The 21,003-nt window shown below is 42.9% G+C and carries 16 protein-coding genes; 4 read left to right on the forward strand and 12 right to left on the reverse strand.

What is annotated here, in order from left to right; genetic code table 11:
- The first annotated feature begins 276 nt into the window (after window positions 1-276).
- Together ATK78_RS21420 and ATK78_RS21425 are read left to right on the forward strand one after the other, a co-directional pair.
- Complete coding sequence (locus tag ATK78_RS21420) at window positions 277-1,239, forward strand: SDR family oxidoreductase (RefSeq protein ID WP_133578189.1); 963 nt, start codon at window positions 277-279, stop codon at window positions 1,237-1,239.
- Between the two features lie 147 nt (window positions 1,240-1,386).
- On the forward strand, window positions 1,387-1,629 hold the full coding sequence (locus tag ATK78_RS21425) for a hypothetical protein (protein ID WP_133578190.1): 243 nt from the start codon (window positions 1,387-1,389) through the stop codon (window positions 1,627-1,629).
- Between the two features lie 34 nt (window positions 1,630-1,663).
- On the opposite strand, the gene ATK78_RS21430 is transcribed toward ATK78_RS21425, so the two are convergent.
- The 3 genes from ATK78_RS21430 to ATK78_RS21440 all read right to left on the reverse strand — a co-directional run bounded on the left by ATK78_RS21430 (window position 1,664) and on the right by ATK78_RS21440 (window position 6,004).
- A complete protein-coding gene (locus ATK78_RS21430) occupies window positions 1,664-2,569 on the reverse strand; it encodes an NAD(P)/FAD-dependent oxidoreductase (protein WP_133578191.1) in 906 nt (301 codons plus the stop codon).
- Window positions 2,570-2,732: 163 nt separating this feature from the next.
- Entirely contained in the window at window positions 2,733-5,198 is a 2,466-nt protein-coding gene (locus ATK78_RS21435; protein ID WP_133578192.1) for a response regulator, read from the reverse strand.
- A gap of 5 nt (window positions 5,199-5,203) precedes the next feature.
- On the reverse strand, window positions 5,204-6,004 hold the full coding sequence (locus ATK78_RS21440; protein WP_133578193.1) for an alpha/beta fold hydrolase: 801 nt from the start codon (window positions 6,002-6,004) through the stop codon (window positions 5,204-5,206).
- A gap of 188 nt (window positions 6,005-6,192) precedes the next feature.
- On the opposite strand from ATK78_RS21440, the gene ATK78_RS21445 reads away from it, so the two are divergent.
- Window positions 6,193-7,113: a hypothetical protein gene (locus tag ATK78_RS21445; RefSeq protein ID WP_133578194.1), complete on the forward strand. Its 921-nt coding sequence runs from the start codon at window positions 6,193-6,195 to the stop codon at window positions 7,111-7,113.
- A 75-nt stretch (window positions 7,114-7,188) separates the two neighbouring features.
- Here the strand turns inward: ATK78_RS21445 and ATK78_RS21450 are convergent, their stop codons facing one another.
- The 8 genes from ATK78_RS21450 to ATK78_RS21485 form a co-directional block, all read right to left on the reverse strand.
- Window positions 7,189-8,178 (reverse strand): transglutaminase family protein, encoded by a 990-nt coding sequence (locus ATK78_RS21450; RefSeq protein ID WP_133578195.1) that lies wholly within the window; start codon window positions 8,176-8,178, stop codon window positions 7,189-7,191.
- Between the two features lie 11 nt (window positions 8,179-8,189).
- A complete protein-coding gene (locus ATK78_RS21455; protein WP_133578196.1) occupies window positions 8,190-9,125 on the reverse strand; it encodes an alpha-E domain-containing protein in 936 nt (311 codons plus the stop codon).
- Window positions 9,126-9,140: 15 nt separating this feature from the next.
- Window positions 9,141-10,589 carry a circularly permuted type 2 ATP-grasp protein gene (locus tag ATK78_RS21460; protein WP_133578197.1) on the reverse strand — a complete coding sequence of 483 codons (1,449 nt, stop codon included), beginning with the start codon at window positions 10,587-10,589 and terminating at the stop codon, window positions 9,141-9,143.
- Window positions 10,590-10,708: 119 nt separating this feature from the next.
- Window positions 10,709-12,790, reverse strand: coding sequence for a glycoside hydrolase domain-containing protein (locus tag ATK78_RS21465; RefSeq protein ID WP_133578198.1), 2,082 nt, complete (start codon window positions 12,788-12,790; stop codon window positions 10,709-10,711).
- A 223-nt stretch (window positions 12,791-13,013) separates the two neighbouring features.
- Entirely contained in the window at window positions 13,014-14,219 is a 1,206-nt protein-coding gene (locus ATK78_RS21470; protein ID WP_133578199.1) for an AGE family epimerase/isomerase, read from the reverse strand.
- 6 nt (window positions 14,220-14,225) lie between these two features.
- Window positions 14,226-15,404 carry a glycoside hydrolase family 130 protein gene (locus ATK78_RS21475; RefSeq protein WP_133578200.1) on the reverse strand — a complete coding sequence of 393 codons (1,179 nt, stop codon included), beginning with the start codon at window positions 15,402-15,404 and terminating at the stop codon, window positions 14,226-14,228.
- Window positions 15,405-15,419: 15 nt separating this feature from the next.
- On the reverse strand, window positions 15,420-17,264 hold the full coding sequence (locus ATK78_RS21480) for a sodium:solute symporter family protein (RefSeq protein ID WP_133578201.1): 1,845 nt from the start codon (window positions 17,262-17,264) through the stop codon (window positions 15,420-15,422).
- Between the two features lie 18 nt (window positions 17,265-17,282).
- The gene (locus tag ATK78_RS21485) at window positions 17,283-18,416 is read right to left on the reverse strand and encodes a glycoside hydrolase family 26 protein (protein WP_133578202.1); all 1,134 of its coding nucleotides are present in this window, start codon (window positions 18,414-18,416) and stop codon (window positions 17,283-17,285) included.
- 214 nt (window positions 18,417-18,630) lie between these two features.
- On the opposite strand from ATK78_RS21485, the gene ATK78_RS21490 reads away from it, so the two are divergent.
- Window positions 18,631-19,506: a helix-turn-helix domain-containing protein gene (locus tag ATK78_RS21490; RefSeq protein WP_133578203.1), complete on the forward strand. Its 876-nt coding sequence runs from the start codon at window positions 18,631-18,633 to the stop codon at window positions 19,504-19,506.
- Window positions 19,507-19,667: 161 nt separating this feature from the next.
- Here the strand turns inward: ATK78_RS21490 and ATK78_RS21495 are convergent, their stop codons facing one another.
- Window positions 19,668-20,897, reverse strand: coding sequence for a glycoside hydrolase family 27 protein (locus ATK78_RS21495; RefSeq protein ID WP_133578204.1), 1,230 nt, complete (start codon window positions 20,895-20,897; stop codon window positions 19,668-19,670).
- Window positions 20,898-21,003: the final 106 nt, after the last annotated feature.

Consider the following 21,003-nt stretch of genomic DNA (forward strand, 5'->3'; position numbering starts at 1 on the left):
TAAATATCTGACGAATCAATTAGATACCGGCTGTACTTCCACAAGTTCCTGCTGCTGACAATTGTGATTCCTTCTTGTTATGATTCGACTAAATTGATGATATATCGGACAAAATTGATGATAATCGGACAAATAAGTATGCTTGTTTACTAAAGTATTTATAAATATAATAACCTAAAATGGTATGACAAACTTAGCCATGGTTCTAATTTGAAGTTAATTAAAACATAATTTTTAAAGTGATGTTGATTTAGTATCACATAAATGGATACTCAAATGCTATATCATAAAACTATTGTAATTACGGGCGCGTCTAGCGGGGTTGGAAAAGCCATTGCGCTGGAGTTTGCGCCACACCAGGTAAATTTAGTCCTTGCATCCAGAAATGAGACGGCACTGCAGGAAGTGGCCGACGAATGTACTGCATTGGGTTCGGTAGTTAAGATCGTACTGACTGATGTTACTGATCCGGGAGCGATGATCCTGCTTGCTGATGAGGCCAGTGCTTATACCGGCCAAATAGATGTTTGGATCAATAATGCCGGCTTATTGGCTGCCGGTACTTTCGACGAGACGCCAATGGCCGTGCATGACCAGGTCATTAAAACAAATTTGATGGGCTATCTGCATGGTGCACATGCTGTTCTCCCCTATTTTAAGAAACAAGGGTATGGAACGCTGATCAACAACATTTCAATTGGCGGTTTTTTACCGGTACCTTTTGGCGTTGGCTATTCAGCGAGTAAATTTGGACTCCGTGGATTTTCTGCCGCATTGAAAGCTGAGCTAACGGAATGGCCTGATATCCACATTTGCGACGTATTCCCTGCTTTTTTAGATACCCCCGGGATTCAGCATGCTGCAAACTATACTGGTAAGCAGTTAAAACCTGCCCCTCCGGTGTATGATCCGGCACGGGTGGCCATTGCAGTGATTAAGCTTGCGCAAAATCCGAAGCCTGAGGTTATGGTTGGCAGCTTATCAACGGTACTCAGACTTGCGTATGGTGTGTTTCCTAAATTAACCCGTACCATTACGGCTAAGGTGATATCCCACTATTTAAAGCAGGCCCAACCCATGTTAAAATCAGACGGAAATGTTTTTGTTCCGGTTAGTTACGGTAATGCCGTTTACGGAGGATGGGGTGTTCCCGGTAAACCCAAGGCGCATCGCAAGTATATTGCGGCAGGTATTGTACTGATATCTGCTGTTAGCTTGTTGCTATTGAGAAAGAGATGATTATTAGTTTATAATGAAAGCTTCCCAAAACAGGGAGCTTTCATTATATAATATCTTTAAGTTTATATTTTCATGGATAGACCCATTAGAGATTGCAGAACATTAACTCAAATTAGTTCGTACCTTTGTCAGGAATATTAAAACACCATGGCAGTATTACATAGAAAAGAAGAGAAAATTGAAGTTGTGCTTAGTAAGCTTCCAAAAGATTATACCGATAAACAGTTTGTAGATATGTTCATTGAGCTTTACTCAAAGGATTGGGGAAAGATCAAAGCGAACTACCTGAAACATTCTCAGGATAAAGAACCGGGCACAGTTATCGTGATGCCTAAACCAGAGCTTTACCTGAAAAGTATTTTAACCGTTTACCTGGAAAATAATAAATAACCCGCTCAGCAGGTTATTTATTATGCCGCATCTACTATTTACCGGCAATCAGTTCGTGGTTAACCATAGCGCCCGACCTTGAGCCGGCGGAAACGGCCATAGCTACGGCTCTAAACGGCGTAGTATTGTCTCCCGCTGCATAAATACCCGGAACGGTTGTTTTCTGGAAATCATCTACCTGGATATATCCATTCTCATCTAATGCACATCCCAATTCTTTAGGAATTTGGCAATGTTGTTCAAATGGGAGCCTGGCATACATGGCGTCGATGGATGCTGCGCTTCCGTCTTTAAACATCAGTTGTTTAATAGATCCGTTACTGTGGTCTATTGTTTTGATCTCCTTTTCATTTACGATGATATTTAATGCGGCCAGTTCGCTGCGGTGCTCAGCACTGATGGTCGATTTTCCATTGGTAAAGATGCTAAGTTCCCCTGCCCAGTGGTTGATCAGGCGGCCAAATTCAAAGGCCATATCCCCATTGATCAAGATGCCGGTTGGCTGTTCGCGGTATTCATAACCATGACAATACGGACAATGAATCACAGAAATGCCCCAGCTTTCTGCAAATCCGGGGATATCTGGCATCACGTCTTTTATTCCTGTGGCAAACAACAGTTTTTTAGCCTGCACATTTTCACCAGAAGAAAGAGACACTTCAAATTGGCTGTTCTTTCCATTTATGGTAGTAACCAACCCATTTCTATACTCAACGGTTGGATATGCCGACAGCTGTTCTTTTGCTATTGCCGCTATTCTTGCTGGTGTGTTTCCATCCTGGGTTAAAAAATTATGGGAGTGCGGCGTTTGAATGTTACATGGTTTTCCGCCGTCGACAATGAGTACATTGCGAATTGCACGACCTAAAGCCATGCCTGCTGATAATCCGGCATAACTTCCGCCAATGATTACCACATCGTATTTTTTAGTAGCTAACATATTTTCTATTGCTTAAATGCAATTAAATTGCATGTCCAAATGTAGCCAATATTTTTAATTGCAACATTATTGCAGCTAAATTTAACCAGAAAAATACGTCATTGTGATCAGAAAATGAGAAAGGTTACGGTTGAATGAGAAAAGTTTCTGGTAAGCCTTGGGGTCAAATTGCTTTTGCTTTCCATTTATTAAACTTAGCATAAAAAGTATCAAAATCAAATGGTTTGCTCAGATAATCGTCCATACCTGCATTGAGGCAGTCTTGCTTATCTTTTTCATAGGCACCTGCGGTCATGGCTATAATCACCGGCCGCTTGTCGCCATATTTCTTAATGACACTTCTTGTCGCTTCATAACCATCCATTTCCGGCATTTGAACATCCATATAGATCAGGTCATAATGCTGTCTTTCCAATGAGGCCAGTACTTCTAATCCGTTGGATACAACATCACAGTTGAGGCCAATGTTCTTAAATGCATTGACCATGATCTTCTGGTTGATCAGGTTATCTTCGGCAACGAGGATGGCCACTTTTTCGGTTTCATGAGTTGTTACCGTATCTGTTTTGGCATGAACAGGGTCTGCTTTCTTTTCTTCAGGAGCATTTGACAGCACCTCTTTTAATACTTTATGAAAGTAATTTGGCTTGATGGGCTTATCAAGTATTGCAGCAAATAACTGACCATCGCTGGTATTCCTTCCCGGAAACTGACCGGCCGAGCTGAATAGCACAAGTGGTATGGTATATTTTTTCCTGATCTCATGGGCAGTATCAATGCCGTTCATCCCCGGCATGAGGAGATCAACAACTACAACATCATAGGTGTTTTGTGCCAGGCAATCCAGTCCTTCATTACCGCTTTTTGCAATATCGGCATGCATTCCCCAAAGTGCACAATGGGTTTTAAGGATGTATAAATTCGTATGATTGTCATCAATGATCAGGGCTCTCTTTCCATTGAGGTCTTTTTGAACTGGTGTGGGTTTAAGGGTCTTTAGTACTTCATTGGCATTAACGGGGATGGTAAAGATAAACGTTGTGCCCACATGCTCTTCGCTTTCTACCCGGATGTGTCCGTTCATTTTCTGCACCAGGCGTGAGCTGATGGCCAGGCCAAGTCCGGTACCGCCATATTTACGTGTTGTGGAAGAATCAACCTGCGAGAATGACGTGAAAAGCTTGTGCATTTTATCTGCTGGTATTCCAATGCCGGTATCTTTAACACTGAATTCCAGTTCGTAGAGACTGTCTATCCTTTTGTTCATCTTTATACGGATCAGGATCTCTCCTTCTTCTGTAAACTTAATGGCATTACCTACGAGGTTTACAATGATCTGCCGGATGCGGGTCATATCGCCGATGATCTCCAGCGGCACATCGGTATCGATGAGGTAGAGCAGTTCCAATTTCTTCTGCTGTGCCTTAAGAGCCATCAAATCGTAGGTTTCTTCGATCACCTTATACAGCAGGAATGGATGTTCTTCGAGTTCGAGTTTACCGGATTCGATTTTTGAGAAATCAAGGATCTCATTGATGATCTCCAGCAGGGAGTCTGCACTGATTCTTATCGACTCTACATAGTCGTGCTGCTCTTCGGTAAGTTTGGTATTGTCGAGCAAACTGGTCATTCCCATTACACCGTTCATAGGTGTTCTGATCTCATGGCTCATATTGGCCAGGAATTCAGATTTGGCCATATTCTGAGACTCGGCGAGTTTGGTTTTCTCTTCGAGTTCGGCATTCAGTTCTTTCAGGTGCTGATCGATCAGGTATTTGGCGGTAACATCTTCAAACATCCACAGCCTGCCGCTGACGTGTTCTGAGATGGTTGGTGTTGAACACACGTTAAGTACCCGGGTTTCCGGGTTTGAATAGATCCAGTGCCAGTCGCTAATGTGTTTGTCTTTAGACTGAAAAAGCGCTTGTCCCTTTTTTGAGATCTCCTCATGGTTATCGGCTGTGGCACGCAGTTTCTGCATTAAACCGGCGAGTACTGCCGGCGATACATTGCCTCCGGGAATGCCGAACAGCTTAGCTGCTTTATCATTGATCCAGCTGTTCTTTCCGGAATCGTCAATAAACACAATGTTCTGCGGTACAGACTGCAGTATCGAGTTGAAACGTACCTTTAATTCTTCGAGGGCGTAATAGGTGCGTGATAATTTTAGGGTTTCCTTGATTTTTAGCAGACAGGCCTGTATAAATTCTTTAAAGTCGTCATTAAAATCAAACTGGCTGTCCCATTCCAGTACCAGGCAGCCCTGGAAGTCGATTTCATGAAATGGGATAAGTACTGCGGCAGCTGCATTTTTGAATTGTGCTGTTAAGTTGATATCCAGTTCTAAAAATGGCATATCGGAAAAGATGGCTTGATCATTCACATTTTTCAATGCTTCGGGATCAATATATTTCTTTTTAACGGATTCACCAGGGACGACCACGCTTAACGTTACTTCATCTTCTTTTTTAACAATGAGCAGGCGATCGGCTTCGGCGAGCGACTTGAGCAGGATCGTATTTTTTTTCATGATCGTGCTCCAGCCTTCATAGGTTTCACTCTGAAGCTCCTGGCTAATAAATTTTAGCGCTCGTTTGGCCCAGTTTATAGCTGCTCGATTTTCATCCATGCGGTCTATATAAACGCTTTAATTGCTGAAATTATTTCCTGTGGCGCACTGATGTGCGGAAAATGTCCGGTTGCATTTACATAGGTCAGGGTACTGCCGGATATATTTTCATTTAAATACTCAGCTACTGCTGCAGGTACAGCAATATCTTCCTTCGTTTGGATCAGTAAGGTTGGCTTATTGAGTTTGGTAAGTTCTTTTCTGATGTCGGATTCGAAAATTACCTTGGCTACGGACAAGGCAATATCGGGCCTGATGGCTGCCAGTGTTTTGGCAAACCCTTCTCCAAGTTCGGGTTTATCGGGATTGGCCATGGCTACGGCAGAAAACCCGCTAACCCAGGCATAATAGTTATTGGTCATGTTCTCATACATGTCGTTCAATACCTGCTGGTTAAAACCACCAAAATAACCATCGTCATCCAGATACCGGGGTGATGCGCCGATCAGGATCATTTTAGAAAAGCATTGTGGTGCTTTTACTGCAGCGATCAGGCAGATCATGGAGCTTACGGAATGGCCGACAACAATTGCATCCTTCAGATCCAGTTCTTTAGCGATGGCCAGCAGATCATCTGCATAGGTATTTAATGTATTGTACTTTAAAGGGCTGTATGCTTTAGGATCAGCGTTGCCACCACCTACGTTATCATACAGAACAAGCCTGTAATCAGCGGCGAATGCTTGCTTTACGATATCCCAGGATGTTTTATCCGTACCAAAGCCGTGTGCAAAAATGATTGTTTTGCCGGCATTAACATTACCTTCCAGGGTAACATTATTTTTTTTAATCAGAGAGGGACTCATTAATAATGTTTTCTTAGAGAATCTTAAAATATTGCTAGAAAATTAGCCATTATATTCAATAAACCTGAACTATTTGAGCACTAACTCGATTAATTTTAGATTTTTAACTTGAAATTGAATTAGAAAAGGTATTAATTATTTAATACTTAATTATACATTTGCGGCGCACACAATTTAATGAGCCTATTATGACTATTTTAAAACGCCTGTTCGTGTTTTCTACCTTATGCATGTCGCTGTTGATTATTTCTGGCGGAGATGCTGATGCACAATTAAAAAAAACTACCGATACGGTAAAAGCCCCGCCATTGACCTGGAAAGAGCATTGGTTTGAGCATGATCTGCTTGTAAAACTTGTTTATCAGGACAAGCATGTGGCATTCTATTATGATGACAACATGTCTAAAACTGTGAAATGGCCATTTAAAGCCATGTCTGATACCTGGGCCTATGTTAAAAAGACCTATGGTGATTTTGGTCCGGATCCAAAATTATACGTGGTATTTCACCAATCCAACACGCTGACTGGCGGACATCCTTCACCATACTTTGATGCAAGTCACGATTTCCACAATGTTCTGGATTGCGGTTTACCGGATTGGACAAATTCTACCGGTCAGCAAATCGGCATTCCGATCCATGAGATCGGTCACATTGTAAACAATGCGAGCCATGGCACTAAAGGTTCTCCTTCTGATGCACTTTGGGGCGACAGCAAATTCATGGAAATCTTCAATTACGATGTATTGATGAACATTGGAATGAAAGATGAAGCTGCACGCGTTTTCGAACAAATGCAAGGTCAATATGATAATTTCCCCCGCGCAAGGACCCAGTGGTTTAAAAATTGGTTCTACCCGATTTATAGTAAATATGGAAAAGGTAAGGTATTGAATAAATACTTCGAACTGTTATCTGCCAATTATCCTAAGAACGCCAACAACAGGTTTACAAAAAGAATGACCTGGGGAGATTTTGTTCACTTCTGGAGCGGTGCTGCAGGTGTAAACTTGAAAGAGCAGGCTACTCTTGCTTTTGGATGGTCTGATGTATATGAAGCGCAATTTAAAAAAGCACAGGAAGATTTTCCAAACGTAAAATACAAGTAACACGTTGTACAATATAAGTGAGGTTAACTTAACCTGACAAAAAAAGCTTCCGGATGATCCGGAAGCTTTTTTTGTTTACTGCTGCTGTTGTTGCTGTTGCTGGATGATGGCATCCATATGGCGCTGAAAGCTATTTTTTATCGTCTGACTTGGCACTGTTGATTTGCTGTAATTAACCTCTTTGGGCTGAACATAGTTTTCGGTCTCCAGGTCTTCATCATCATGTCCTACAGAAACGTTTACTTCCATGATGTGTCCGGATGCGCCTTTAAAAACTCCTTTTACCGGTGAGCAGTCACTGAAATCCCTGCCTACGGCAAGTCTCACATGATTTTCATTGGCAATGCAGTTGTTGGTTGGATCCAGTCCGAGCCAGCCATAATCCGGGATATAAGCCTCAGCCCAGGCATGTGTTGCCCCTTCTCCGCGCATGCCATCTTTGTTCGGACAGATATACCCGCTTACATAGCGAGCCGGTATCTTTGTAAACCGCAGCATGGTGGTTAAGATGTGTGCAAAATCCTGACACACTCCTGCCCTTAACCGGATAATCTCATCCAGGGTACTGTCTACCGTGGTTACCCCTTTAATGTATTCAAAATGATTGAACACATACTGACAAAACTTAACGGCGGTTTTGTATGGGGTATCTTCTTCTGTTCTCAGGTCTTTGGTGATCTGGAGCAGCATATCTGCTTCTTCAAAATACGTATGCTTCAGGTAATCGATATAGGGAACCTCATGCTTAATGTCGTCAAGGGTTTTCCACTGGTCTTTTTTAAAGATGCCATCATCTTGCGGCAATGGCTTGGAGATGGTCTCTACATAGATCTTGGAAAAGATCTTAAGTTGGGTATGGCGTTCTGTTTGTGTAAAGATGCCTACTTCGTTCCCGTAATAATCGATAAAGATATCTACATCCGGTCCGTTGGAAATATTAAGATCATGCTTGATCACTTTTTGGTAATCGTCTTTGATTGGAAACAGGATGATCTGGTTGGCGCTGTCGCGTACCGGTGAATCGTATTTATAATTGGTGATGTGTTTAATTTTGAAGATCGGCATACTGCGTTTGTTTAGTAGTTTGCAAAATAATATTTATCTAAAAGATTCCCGATCCCGTACAGCTCGTTCTTTAGCTTGATCAGGTAATTGTGCAGGCCTTCGGCTTCCATGCTGTAAACCGTGGTATAGGTAATGCTGCTGTTTAAACGCCCGATGTTAAAGGATAGGCTGTTGTAATGATCCAGGTTCTTATCGCTTTTAAGGCGTTCAAAATAACGGAGGATGTTGTTTACAGAATAGATCGCAGAACGGGGAAAGTCTTTATTGAGGATCACCAGTTCCATGATGTTATCTGCTTCAAACCCTCCCCTGTATGTTTTTAGATAGAGTTCGTACCCGCCCAGGGAGAGCAGTAAATGCTTCCAGTATGATGTATCGGTAAGCAGATCGGGATTGCTGGAGATGGAAATGAACTTAATGTCCAGGATATCGATCGACTGAATACTTCGTTCCAGGTACTTGCCGATGCTCATGAAGCTCCGGATCTCTCCGCGTTCCATGGTGCTGTCTGCCGTTCCGTAGTACAGCATGACTTGTTTGATCAGGATATCCAGTGCGGTGATTGGATCGTCCTTTTGTACATACCAAAGCAGCTTTGGATCTTTTACGGTATGGTAGTATTCATTTAAACACTGCCACAGGTCTGTAGCAATGTGCTCCTGTACGCTTCTTGCATTTTCCCGTGCCAGGGTAATGATGTTGATGATGGAATTTGGATTGTCACGGTTAAACAGCAGGTATTCCACTACGGAACGGCTATCGTTCTTGATGGCCGCCATTTCTTCTTCATTTCCTCCGGAGGAAATGCGGATTACCGGATCCCATGTAAATTCCTGTATGGTATCCTGTGAGGATGCATAGTTGATCTTTAACATCCTTAAAATGCCATCACTACGTTCTACATACCTGCTTAACCAATATAAACTTGATGCTACTCTACTTAACATATAGACTGATAATTTTTAAGATGATAAAACCCAGGTATCTTTACTGCCGCCGCCCTGTGAGCTGTTTACAACGAGCGATCCTTCTTTTAAGGCCACGCGGGTTAAACCGCCCGGAACAATGGAGATGCCATCCGGCCCAACGAGCGCATAAGGCCGCAGATCTACCCTTCTCGGCTGCAATACACCATCCATATAACATGGTGCTGTAGAAAGGCTTATTGTAGGCTGTGCAATGAAATTACGCGGATCTTTAAGGATCTCCTTTTTATAATCTTCCATTTCCTTTTCGGTTGCGGCATGTCCCATCAGCATTCCGTAACCTCCGCTTTCATTTGTTTTCTTGATGACCATTTTATTCATGTTCTGGAACACGTATTCCTTTTGATCGGGATCATCCAGGCTATATGTTGGAACATTTTTTAACAGGGGCTCTTCATTCAGATAGTATTTGATCATGTCCGGCACATAGCTGTAAACCGCTTTATCATCGGCCACTCCGTTTCCTACGGCGTTGATGATGGCCACGTTTCCTTTGCGGTAGGCACTCATTAATCCGGCTACGCCCAATACACTGCTGGGGTTGAATACAAGGGGATCAATAAAATCATCGTCTACCCTCCTGTAGATCACATCTACCTGCTGCAGCCCGGTGGTTGTTTTCATAAATACCTTCTGGTCCCTGATTACAAGGTCCCTTCCCTCTACCAGCTCAACGCCCATCAGCCTTGCCAGTGTGGTGTGTTCGTAATAGGCCGAGTTATACATACCCGGACTTAGCAGCACGATGGTTGGATTGGATACCGCTCTTGGCGACAGGGCCTGCAGGTTTTTATACAATATAGACGGATATTCGGTTACGCTGCGCACTTTGCATTGCGGAATAAGGTCTGGAAATAACCTTTTGGTGATCTCCCGGTTCTCGAGCATATAGCTTACTCCGGACGGTGTTCTGAGGTTATCTTCCAGCACGTAGAATGTGCCGTCATAATCACGGATGAGATCAATACCGGCTATGTGGATATAGATGTCGTGCGGTACATTTAGCTGGTACATTTCCCGGAGAAAATGGGGACATGAATAAATGAGCGCGGCAGGGATCACTTTATCCTTAATGATAAACTGGTTGCTGTACACATCTTTAAGAAACAGGTTAAGGGCCTTTAAACGCTGCTTAATTCCTTTTTCTATAAAGCCCCATTCTGAAGAGGTGATGACACGCGGAATGATGTCAAACGGAAAGATCTTTTCTATGCCTTCTCCGCTATCATACACCGTAAACGTAATTCCCTGGCTCATGAACAGTCTTTTTGCAAGCTCTTCCTTTTTATTCAGGTCGCTTGCAGACTCTTTTTTAAGATATTCTACAATTTTATGGTACTGTTCCCTAAGATTATTGTCTGAAATATACATTTCATCCCAGGTATCCGGAACATTTTGGTACGTATTTAAATTGACACCGCTCATATTCTATTAAATATTCCTAATTATAGTGTATTTTATGCTTAAATCTAAATTATTAAGCAACAAAAAACGCAATTACCTTAGAAACACGCTATAAATATTCCGTATCAGCGGTGTTTTACCTAATTAAATGATGAAATCCAATTTTCAGTGTCCGTATTCTGAACAGGTACATCTGAAGCAACGATCTTTAATGTTCCGCCTGCATTGATGTCATCCTGGGTAATGTAATTGCGTTTAAGCGCCTTTCCATTTAGAAACACCGATTTGATGTATTTGTGTTTTGGATTGTAATTTTCCACTTCGATCTTAAAGGTTTTTCCCTTTGGCAGCTGATAGGTTAGCGTTTGGAATAAAGGTACATTTAAGTAATATACCGGCCAGCCCACACATGCCGGTGAAAATCCGCTTGCGGTAAACACATACCAGGCAGACATGGCCCCTGCATCATCATCCATGGTACGCAGGTAGGCTTCGGGCGTATTCTGATAGATCTTACCTATAAATGAACCGATGCCACGGCTATTGTCGTTGAAGTAGTTCTGGATCACGGTATCTGCAGCGATCATATTCATCCAGTATTGTGACTTTGCACCCTGGCTGGTTGCGTTGTACATAAGGGGCACCTGCAGATCCGGCTCATTGGCATGGTTGTAAAGATCCCTGGCAAAGAACTCATCCAGTTTGGCCAGGTATGCGGCTTCACCACCATCCAGTTCGATCAGTCCTTTAACGTCATACGGCACAAACCAACGGTACTGCCAGATGGTTCCCTGGTACAGGCCGCGTGCCTGCATCTGGTCTACATCCCTTTTATTCATATCCTTAAAATCCTTATCCCAGTATTTTTTATATTCCAGGGCTTTGTTCTTATAGAATGCAGCTTTCTCTTTGTTTTTCAGGATGCTGAAGATCTCTGACAACGCCCATGCATCATAACTGGACTCCAACGCTTTATCTGGTGCTTTATAATCCAGGTTATTCACTTCTTTAACCAGTGAATCGGCAATCTTAGCAAAGTCTACCTTGTATCCTTTTCGGTATGCATCCAGCAGGACTACAATGGCATGTTCTGTACGTACGGTATTGGATGGTTCTGTTTGTGTGGCATAGTCCTTTTTTCCGGAGTTATACAGATCAGCAATGGAGCTGACCATACCTGCATAGCGGTCCGGAGTGATGATGGACAACAATGGCAGCTGTGTTCTGTAATTGTCCCAGATGGCCCATCCATTGTACCTTAATTCTTTATCCTTTTGCAGTTCTCCTTTGGTAGACCGGTATTGTCCGTCGTTTTCAGAAATGACATACGGCGACTGCATGGTGCGGTATAACAGGGAGTAGAACAGTTTCGCATTTTCCGTATCTCCTTCTACCGCGATCCTGCTTAATAGTGTATTCCAGTCTGCGCTGCTTTTACTTTTTACTGCTTCATAGCTGTTTTTGCTTACTGATGCCTTAGCAGCTTCTGCACTTACCGACGACAGGGAAACCCGCATTTCTGCTGTTTCTGCATCTGGCTTCAGCATAGCCACGAGCTCATGTGCCGACGTGGCTTTCCAGGAGTCGTTCCCTTCAAGTTCCAGGTAATAATATACCCGGTATTTACCGGCACTGCATGTTGTTTTTGCATCGATCCATCCGCTTACCGAATTTCCATTTACCTGGTGTTCTTCTGCTACAAAGCGACCTACAAAACAATGGCTTAGATCGAGATAGATTCCTTTTTCTCCTTTTGGGAATTGATATACGTGTTTACCGGAGTTATTAAGAACAGCCATTTTAGCATGAACTTTATTTGAAAAACCAACCTCGTAATAGCCCGGACCTGCATTTTCTGATACCTTAAGAAGTTCTGACTTTGCCGGATCTGCTCCTAAAAATGGCTTAACCAGGATGTTTCCACCACTTCCCTGGCAGCCTACGCCTTCAAAGCGGTTGTGTGTAAAACCTAGAAACTTTTTAGCCAGGTATTCATAACCGGTATGGGTATTGGGGTAGGTTTGAGGTCCGATGCTTAACATGCTGAACGGGTATGATGCTGCCGGCGACAACTGACCATGGTCTCCTGCTGATCCAAGAAAAACGTTTACCAGGTCAACTGGCTTAGCGGTTTTAACGGAAAAAAAAGAACCCGGGCTTTGTACCTGGGCCAATGCACCTGAGCTTACAAACAAACAGACTACAGCTAAAAACTTTCTCATGATCTACGTACTGGATTTTATGATTTACCGGGTTTTATCTATAATAATCGTTGATTATGGATCATTTCCGATCCATGCTTCTGCTGTTAAAAAAATTTATCCTTCAACAGCGATCTCAACGCTTTTTAAAAGCCCCTAAATTATAAAATTATATGTTAACCAACTATTAAGCTTCAAATGTTACCTCAAACAAGTAATACAGATGTTGTTTCCTGGTACAGATTTATCTGTTTAAAAGACCTGAGATGCGCTTTACAATCTCAATACATGCACGGCTATTGTGATACGGACACTTCCACAGTCCAACTTTATCTTCTGCAGTCATCACACTTCCGTCTTCTGCTATACCCCAAAACCATTCTCCATTTTTATGGTCTATGATCTGGTCTTTAACAAATTGCCAGTTGGCCAGCGATGTTTCCAAATAGCGGGTTTCTGACGAAAGCTGCCAGGCATTAAAAAAGCCGACCATACTTTCTGCCTGCACCCACCAATGTTTTTCCCGGTTTAGATGTACAATGGCTGGATCGTACTCATACCATAAGGCGCCATCATCATCGATCGCTTTTAAAGATGCTTCAGCCATTTTGAGGCTCAGCTCCTTAATTTTAAGGACTGCTTTTTCCTCGTTAATACCTTCGGCCGCTTCCAGCAGCAGCCAGGAAGCCTCGATGTCATGGCCATAAGAAATGATCTCCGACTTTATGGTCCAGTCTTCATCAAGGAACAGGTTCAGGTGACCTGTATATGGGTTGATCATGTGATTGCAAAAGTCATCCAGCAACGCTTTGATCTTTTCTTTTAATGATGGGTCTGGCCAGATTGCGTATAATGTTGTAAATGCTTCGAGGACGTGTAAATGCGTATTCATGGTCTTCTTTTCATTCGCATCCTTATCGCTCAGCCTGAGATCTTCTATGCTTTGCCACTCCCGGGTAAACGCTTCAAAATAACCTCCCCGTTTCGGATCGTAACTGTACTTAACCAGGTCTTTATACAGCGCTATCGCTTTCAGCTTTGCTTCTTCATTCTTGCTGGCCAGGTAATATTCGCTAAACGCATAGATAGTAAATGCAATGGCATAGATCTGTTTTTTGGTATCTAAGGGATTACCCTTATAGTTTACCGTCCAGAATACCCCTCCAAATTCCTGATCTATGAAATGATCATTGATATACGCATACGCACGATCTGCCATTTGAAGATATTCCTTTTGCGGGTTAAGATGATATGCAGCAGCAAAGGTCCACAGGATCCTGGCATTTAATACTGATCCTTTTGGTGCCTGCGGATCGGCATGGCTATCCGTATGGATCTTCCCTTTAAAACCTCCGTACTCTGGATCGGGCGTAAACGTCATCCAATAATCGAGGATGCTTTTCAGTTCATCCTCAAGTTCTGCTGCATATAATTTTAATCTTCCCGGCATGTAGCTTTAGTTTTTTTGAACCAGCTGGTTACTTTCTATGTTCTGCAGAATGGTCTGAACGGATGCTGCAGAACGGAATCCATCTGCAGGGGTGTTCATCACATAATCCAGCAACACTGCTAAGGTACTGGTTGCTACGTGCATCCGGGTATCGGATGATGCATAATATATATATATTGTTCCATCTTCATCCAGGATCCAGCCGTTGCTGAACACTACATTAGAAACATCTCCGATGCGCTCTTCTCCTTCCGGAGCAATAAAATATCCTGCAGGTTTGTAAATCACTTTGGTCAGATCATTCAGATCTGTCATGAACATATACAGTACATACCTGAGTCCTGCCGCAGTATTGCGAACACCATGTGCTAAAAATAACCAGCCATGTTCAGTTTTGAGCGGCTCCGGACCCATTCCATTTTTGGCTTCATATACCGTGTGGTAATTTTTATTGTCTACAATGGTTTCCTTTTCAATTACAGCGTGTTCAATCGAATCGCTCAATCCAAATCCGATCCCGCCTCCCGTTCCGCTTTCAATAAAGCCATCCTGAGGGCGGGTATAGAACGCATATTTTCCATTTACAAACTCAGGATGCAATACTACATTCCGTTGTTGCGGTGATGGTGTTTTGAGATCTGGCAAACGCTCCCATGTTTTCAGATCCCGGGTGCGTACTATTCCACACTGCGCTACCGCCATGGACTGGTCATGCGCCGGTGCATTTGGATCTTTACGTTCTGTACAGAACAGCCCGTACATCCAACCATCTTCATGTGCTACAATCCGCATATCGTATACGTTGGTGTCTGGCTCATCTGTTTCCGGCAATATTACCGGCTGATCCCAGAATGTAAAATGATCTATCCCATTCGGGCTTTCTGCAACGGCAAAGAAGGACTTACGGTCTGCACCCTCTACCCTGACCAGCAGCATATATTTATTCTGAAACTTAATCGCCCCGGCATTAAACGTAGCATTGATACCGATCCGTTCCAGCAGGTTGGGGTTACGTTCCGGGTCAAAGTCATACCTCCAGTTTAGTGGGGTATGTGCAGCGGTAAGCACCGGATACTCATACCGGCTATAAATGCCGTTTCCCAACGCTGATTTTGTATTTTCTTTTGATATAAGTTCTTTATAACTATCTGTAAGGTCTTTTAACCTCTGTTCGAAATTATTCATCGTACTATTCTATTTCTAATAATCATTTAATTTATCCCACCAGGTCTTTTTAAGCACCGCAATGATTACGGCAAGAATGGCTACGGTAATGAGGAGCGGTAACTTATGCATCATGATCAGGTACATCGGCAGAATGGTTAAACACAATTGTGCGATGATACCTAGCAGCACGTTGAACATGTTCAACTTGAAATTTTTATTGGGCTTAAACGAAGGATCTTCTTTCATTACCAGGTCGTTTACCGGCTTCCAAAAACCCCAGGGCCTTACGGTTGTATAGAAGGATTTTAAGACGGCGGGATCTGTTGGCGGTGCGGCATAGGTTCCGATGATACATCCGGCAATGGACAGGACAAACAATACCGGCCAGTAGTACAGATCCAATCCGGACAGGAGCTGAAAGGATTTTAAAACGGCCAGGGCTATTGCCGGTACGATACCAAAGAGCATCCCCATAAAAAAACCATTTGCATTGAAGCGCCACCAAAACCATTTCAGCATATTGGCTGCCACATAACCTCCGTATAATCCTGACACGATCCATTGCAGCACCGTATTTACATCTTTAACAAACAAGCCGAGTACCACCCCAATGATTACGACCAGGATGCCGACGATGTAATTCATCGATATGATCTTTTTGGTGCTGGCTGCCGGATTGATATATTTTAGATAGATGTCATTGACGATATAGGCCTGTGCAGCATTCAGTGTACCACTAAAGGTTCCCATAAACGCACCCAATAAACCGGTTAATACAATACCCAATACCCCTACCGGAAGAAAGGTGTTGATGGCTGCTGGCAGGATCCTTTCAAAATCTGTAACCCCATCCGGACCTTTTAGATACAGCTGGTTGTAATGCAGCAGTGCAAGAACGGTTAAGCCCATTACCATAGAATAACGGATTGGCAATAAGATGATACTGACAAAGCCGGTCATTTTACTTGCTTCTTCCGGACTGCGTGTGCTGAGCACCTTTTGCATGTCGTAATTTGGTGCTGGTCCGGCAAGGGATGCAAACACCCCTTTCATGATCATCATTCCGAAGAACAATCCGAACAGGCTAAAGCCGTCTTCTTCAATTTTCTTATTCGCATCTGCCGTGATCTTACTCCAGTCGAGGTCCAGGCGCCAGGAGAAGAACGGATCATCCCAGCCTTTCGGCACATTCAATGTGTTTCCATTCAGGTGTGTAATTGCAATGACCGCAATGGCGATACAGGCTACGGTCATGATGATGTATTTGATCATATCACCAAGAACGATACTATGCATTCCGCCGATGATGGAATAGAACATGGCAAATAAGGTGAATATGATGCCGTAAAAATGCGGTACATATTTGGGCTGGAGATCAAAGGGAAGGTATCCTTTAACCAGATCCCAGGGTACAAAGATCTCTATGAACTTACCGAGTCCGACAAAGCCATAGGCTAAAAAGCCGAAGCAGCTGATCAGCGCAAAGGCAATGACCACAACCTGCGATCCGTTTACGCCTTTTCCGGTTACCCCGAAACGGGTAAGCAGCCATTCGGCCCCCGTATTTGCGTTGCTCCGCCGCAGCCACTTACTGAGGAACATCATCATGAATACCTGGTTAAATACCGGCCAGAGCCAGGGGATCCAGATGCTTTTTAACCCATACACAAAACAGAGGCTCACCATCCACATGGTTCCGCTGATATCAAACATGTCTGACGCGTCACTTAATCCCAGCTTATACCAGGGCAGGGACTTGCCCCCCATCAGGTAACTGTCTTTATTTTCTTTGGCCTTCTTTCTGTACCACAATCCGATGAAGATGGTGAGCAGCAGATATGCGGCTATGATACTCAGATCTATTGTTGTTAATCTCATAGTTGTTATTATACCTGGTTATTTGTGATCTGAATACATGCGGTATTGCTGTGCGCCCTTTTGGAGGATTAGTTTTTTTTGATTAAACAGCTCCAGAAAATCGGCTGAGGAGCGGTGCCCTTTATATGGCGCATAGTAATGCTGGTCGTTTTCCTGCTTGCGGTAACCGGCATTGCGCCACACCAAAAGGTATGATGGCTGATGAGCTTCTATGGCTTTCCATACCACTTCCGACCACCATTTCGGGTCTGGAATTTCTACATAACCCATTTCTGCAATGGCTGTGATCTTTTTATTTTTAAGGGCAATCTGGTGCTGAATGGCCACTTTCTTTGCCAGATCGGCAGAGAAGGCTTTTCCTCCGGCTACGTCGCCATATTGATAAATATCAAAACTAAGTACATCTGCATAGTCGTTTCCGGGGTAACGTTCCAGGTATTCTGCTTCGGTATCAAAACCAGAGGGGTTAAATACGTAGATGAGGTTATGTGTTTGTTTTACATCTCTTAAGTAGCGCACGGTAAATTGCCATAGCGCTTTATATTCTTGTGGTGTGCTTTCTTTTTTACCCCACCAGAACCAGCTGCCGGTATGTTCATGAAAAGGCCTGAACAAAATCGGGATTAGTTTTCCATCGCTTCCCTTTAATGTCTTTACATACGCCGCAAAGCTATTTAGCCAGGTTTTATAGGTTGCGTGGGCTGCTCCGCCGGGAAGCATTGATTTTACGGTAACTGTGGATGTGGTGTCCCAGGCAGTGTTTCCGTTTAACGGGTTATCCATGTGCCAGCTGAAGGTATTTACTGCACCGAGATCGTAGGCCTTTTTTATAAAGTCGCGCATCTGGTCAAAGGGTACACCATCGAGGTTACGGCTGTTATTTTTTTCCAAACCAGCCACATCCCAGCCCAAAACTGCCGGGTATTGGCCGGCAAGATCTTTAATGTCGCTCCTGTCCTTCTCATATTTCCAGCCTACACCGTAAGCCATATCATCCTGATGTCCGAACAGCACACCATTACCCTGGTACCGCTGCAGGTTAAGGTATAGATTTTTAGTTTCTCTGGTTGCATTTTTATCTGCTGTTTGTGCCATCAATATGAATTGAAAGCTTCCAAACACATACAAAAACAGGATTATTCTTTTGACCATTTACTACGTTGTTTATATTTTGGTTTGTCTGTTTAATAATGACCTAATTTAGGTATAGATTTATCTTGATCAGTAATACTATTTTAACCAATTTATATAGAATAATCATTTTTACCTGAAAAATATCACTGATACAACTCATTATAGCTGTAATTTTATTTATATTGCATAATGTTCTTTTATCTTAAATACATATTTTTCGAAACAGCCAGTCATGAATAATATCATTAAAGAAATCACTCCGCTTACCCAAAACGATTGTTTTACTATATTTTCGAGGGTAAAGAAGGAGTTTGACTTCCCTTTACACTTCCATGAGGAATACGAATTAAACCTGATCCTGAATGCTTCTGGTGCACGCAGGATGGTTGGCGATAATATTGAAGAAATTACGGATATGGAACTGGTGCTGGTTGGCCCTAATTTATCACATGTATGGACTACACACAACTGTTGCAGCGAGGAAATTACGGAGGTTACGATACAATGGCACAAGGATCTTTTTGACGACAAGATGCTGAGAAGGAACCAGCTTAGCTTTATCCGCAGGATGTTTGACCGTTCGGTGCGCGGCATTCTTTTTCCGAAAGAGACCATAGAGAAACTATACCCAAGGATCCTGGCGATAGACCAGTTACAGGGATTTGATTCTGTTCTGGAGCTGATGAGCATTTTACATGAGCTGTCTACTTCTAAAAGCATGCGTATTCTATCTGATGCAACATTTAACAATGACCAGGTTTTAAATTATAATAGCCGAAGGATTGATAAGGCCTTCGAGTTTATGCACGCAAACTTTGACAAGCCCATTACCCTGAAAGACCTTTCCAAGCTGGTAAGCATGACTGAAGTTTCTTTTAGCCGGTTTATCAAAAAAAGGACTGGAAACACTTTTATTGATAGCCTGAACGATATCAGACTCGGCCATGCTACGAGAATGTTGATTGAAACAACACATTCGGTTGCAGAAATTTCATACAATTGCGGTTTTAATAACATTTCAAATTTTAACCGTTTATTTAAAAAGAAGAAGCATTGTACGCCGAAAGAGTTCAGGGAAAACTTTTCCGGTACGCGGGTTTTCATTTAACGTTTACCTTTTTTCAGTTCTTTATTACTCCGTTCCTCCTTACTATTCAGCACTTAAATTCACAAGGGATCTTAAACTTACCAGGGCCCTTGTTGCCGGCATCTCAATTTGCCAATACTTTAATGATCACTGAATGGGTTCGGCCTTTTACTTAACTGCTTTTATTTTTCAAGGATCAGCATAAGCACATCGTGCGATGGCACTTCTGCAGTTAAGGCTTTCTTTGTGGTACCGGCACTTTTTCCCGTCCAGGCGTTTGTTAGTTTATAGCTGATCGCTTTTGCATTCAATGCCAATTTAAAGATATCATCTTTTACCAATTCCTGGATCCAGTTGAAGTTTATCTTTTTTATGGTGGCTGAGCGGTTTAAGAATGATACCGCCCAATTGCCGCCCTTTAATGGTTTAAACCAGGTTTCTAATCCATCTTCGCTGCGGTATTTAAATCCCTGGATCCCTAAAGAATCCTGATCTACCGAAATCACATTTTTGTTTGTTAGTACGCCGAGTGTTTCCTGATCCATATTCCGAAGGTCATTTCCTGCAATCAGCGGTGCAGCAATCATGGCCCACATCGAAAAATGCGCACGATCTTCACCGGGCGTCAATTTACCATTTCCTATTTCGAGCATATCAGGATCGTTCCAATGCCCCGGACCCGCATACTGGCGCAATCCATCCTGTTTGTCCAGGATCACCATTGCACCAAATGATTTCCAGGTGCCATGGTCTTCGATGCAATCAAAGCAATTGTAGATATCGCCCGATGTGCGCCATAAATGACCTACTGCCGGTCCCCAGATCCAGGGTTTATCATTTCCCCATTCGCAAATGCTCAATACCATTGGGCGTCCGGCTTTTCTCAATGCAGCAGTGATGGTTTTGTAAGCGCCTTCGGCTTTTAAGCCATCCGTATTACACCAATCGTATTTTAAATAATCTACTCCCCAGTTTGCATAGGTTAATGCATCCTGAAATTCATAGCCCCTGCTTCCGGGCCTTCCGCCACAGGTTTGTGATCCTGCATCTGAGTATAATCCTAATTTTAATCCTTTACTGTGAATATAGTCTGACAATGCCTTCATTCCGGATGGAAACCGTTTCGCATCCGGATGAATAAACCCAAGGCTATCGCGGTCGCCATGCCAGCAATCGTCAATATTAATGTAGGTATATCCTGCATCTTTCATTCCGGTGCTGACCAGCGCATCTGCTATTTCACGGATTAGTTTCTCATCTACATTACAGGAGAATTTGTTCCAGCTATTCCATCCCATTGGCGGGGTAAGTGCAAGACCATCAAACTTATTGTAATTTTGGACATAGTTATTACCCTGACTAAATCCAGAAAAAGACACCAGTACAAACAGGATTATTAATTTTATTTTCATGTCGTATTTATTAATTCGTTTGGCTGCTTTATTTAATGTTCTACTGGGCATTCTCAATTCTGCAATTCACCTAAACCCTGCAATTGAAATTGTCATTAATAAGTTC

It is taken from the genome of Pedobacter metabolipauper, from assembly GCF_004362715.1.
Taxonomy (GTDB): Bacteria; Bacteroidota; Bacteroidia; order Sphingobacteriales; family Sphingobacteriaceae; genus Pedobacter; species Pedobacter metabolipauper.

Bases quoted from the DNA above. Each gene is read 5' to 3' on its own strand.
- ATK78_RS21420 (WP_133578189.1), top strand. From the start codon at position 277: ATGCTATATCATAAAACTATTGTAATTACGGGCGCGTCTAGCGGGGTT.
- ATK78_RS21425 (WP_133578190.1), top strand. From the start codon at position 1,387: ATGGCAGTATTACATAGAAAAGAAGAGAAAATTGAAGTTGTGCTTAGT.
- ATK78_RS21430 (WP_133578191.1), bottom strand. From the start codon at position 2,569: ATGTTAGCTACTAAAAAATACGATGTGGTAATCATTGGCGGAAGTTAT.
- ATK78_RS21435 (WP_133578192.1), bottom strand. From the start codon at position 5,198: ATGGATGAAAATCGAGCAGCTATAAACTGGGCCAAACGAGCGCTAAAA.
- ATK78_RS21440 (WP_133578193.1), bottom strand. From the start codon at position 6,004: ATGAGTCCCTCTCTGATTAAAAAAAATAATGTTACCCTGGAAGGTAAT.
- ATK78_RS21445 (WP_133578194.1), top strand. From the start codon at position 6,193: ATGACTATTTTAAAACGCCTGTTCGTGTTTTCTACCTTATGCATGTCG.
- ATK78_RS21450 (WP_133578195.1), bottom strand. From the start codon at position 8,178: ATGCCGATCTTCAAAATTAAACACATCACCAATTATAAATACGATTCA.
- ATK78_RS21455 (WP_133578196.1), bottom strand. From the start codon at position 9,125: ATGTTAAGTAGAGTAGCATCAAGTTTATATTGGTTAAGCAGGTATGTA.
- ATK78_RS21460 (WP_133578197.1), bottom strand. From the start codon at position 10,589: ATGAGCGGTGTCAATTTAAATACGTACCAAAATGTTCCGGATACCTGG.
- ATK78_RS21465 (WP_133578198.1), bottom strand. From the start codon at position 12,790: ATGAGAAAGTTTTTAGCTGTAGTCTGTTTGTTTGTAAGCTCAGGTGCA.
- ATK78_RS21470 (WP_133578199.1), bottom strand. From the start codon at position 14,219: ATGCCGGGAAGATTAAAATTATATGCAGCAGAACTTGAGGATGAACTG.
- ATK78_RS21475 (WP_133578200.1), bottom strand. From the start codon at position 15,404: ATGAATAATTTCGAACAGAGGTTAAAAGACCTTACAGATAGTTATAAA.
- ATK78_RS21480 (WP_133578201.1), bottom strand. From the start codon at position 17,264: ATGAGATTAACAACAATAGATCTGAGTATCATAGCCGCATATCTGCTG.
- ATK78_RS21485 (WP_133578202.1), bottom strand. From the start codon at position 18,416: ATGGTCAAAAGAATAATCCTGTTTTTGTATGTGTTTGGAAGCTTTCAA.
- ATK78_RS21490 (WP_133578203.1), top strand. From the start codon at position 18,631: ATGAATAATATCATTAAAGAAATCACTCCGCTTACCCAAAACGATTGT.
- ATK78_RS21495 (WP_133578204.1), bottom strand. From the start codon at position 20,897: ATGAAAATAAAATTAATAATCCTGTTTGTACTGGTGTCTTTTTCTGGA.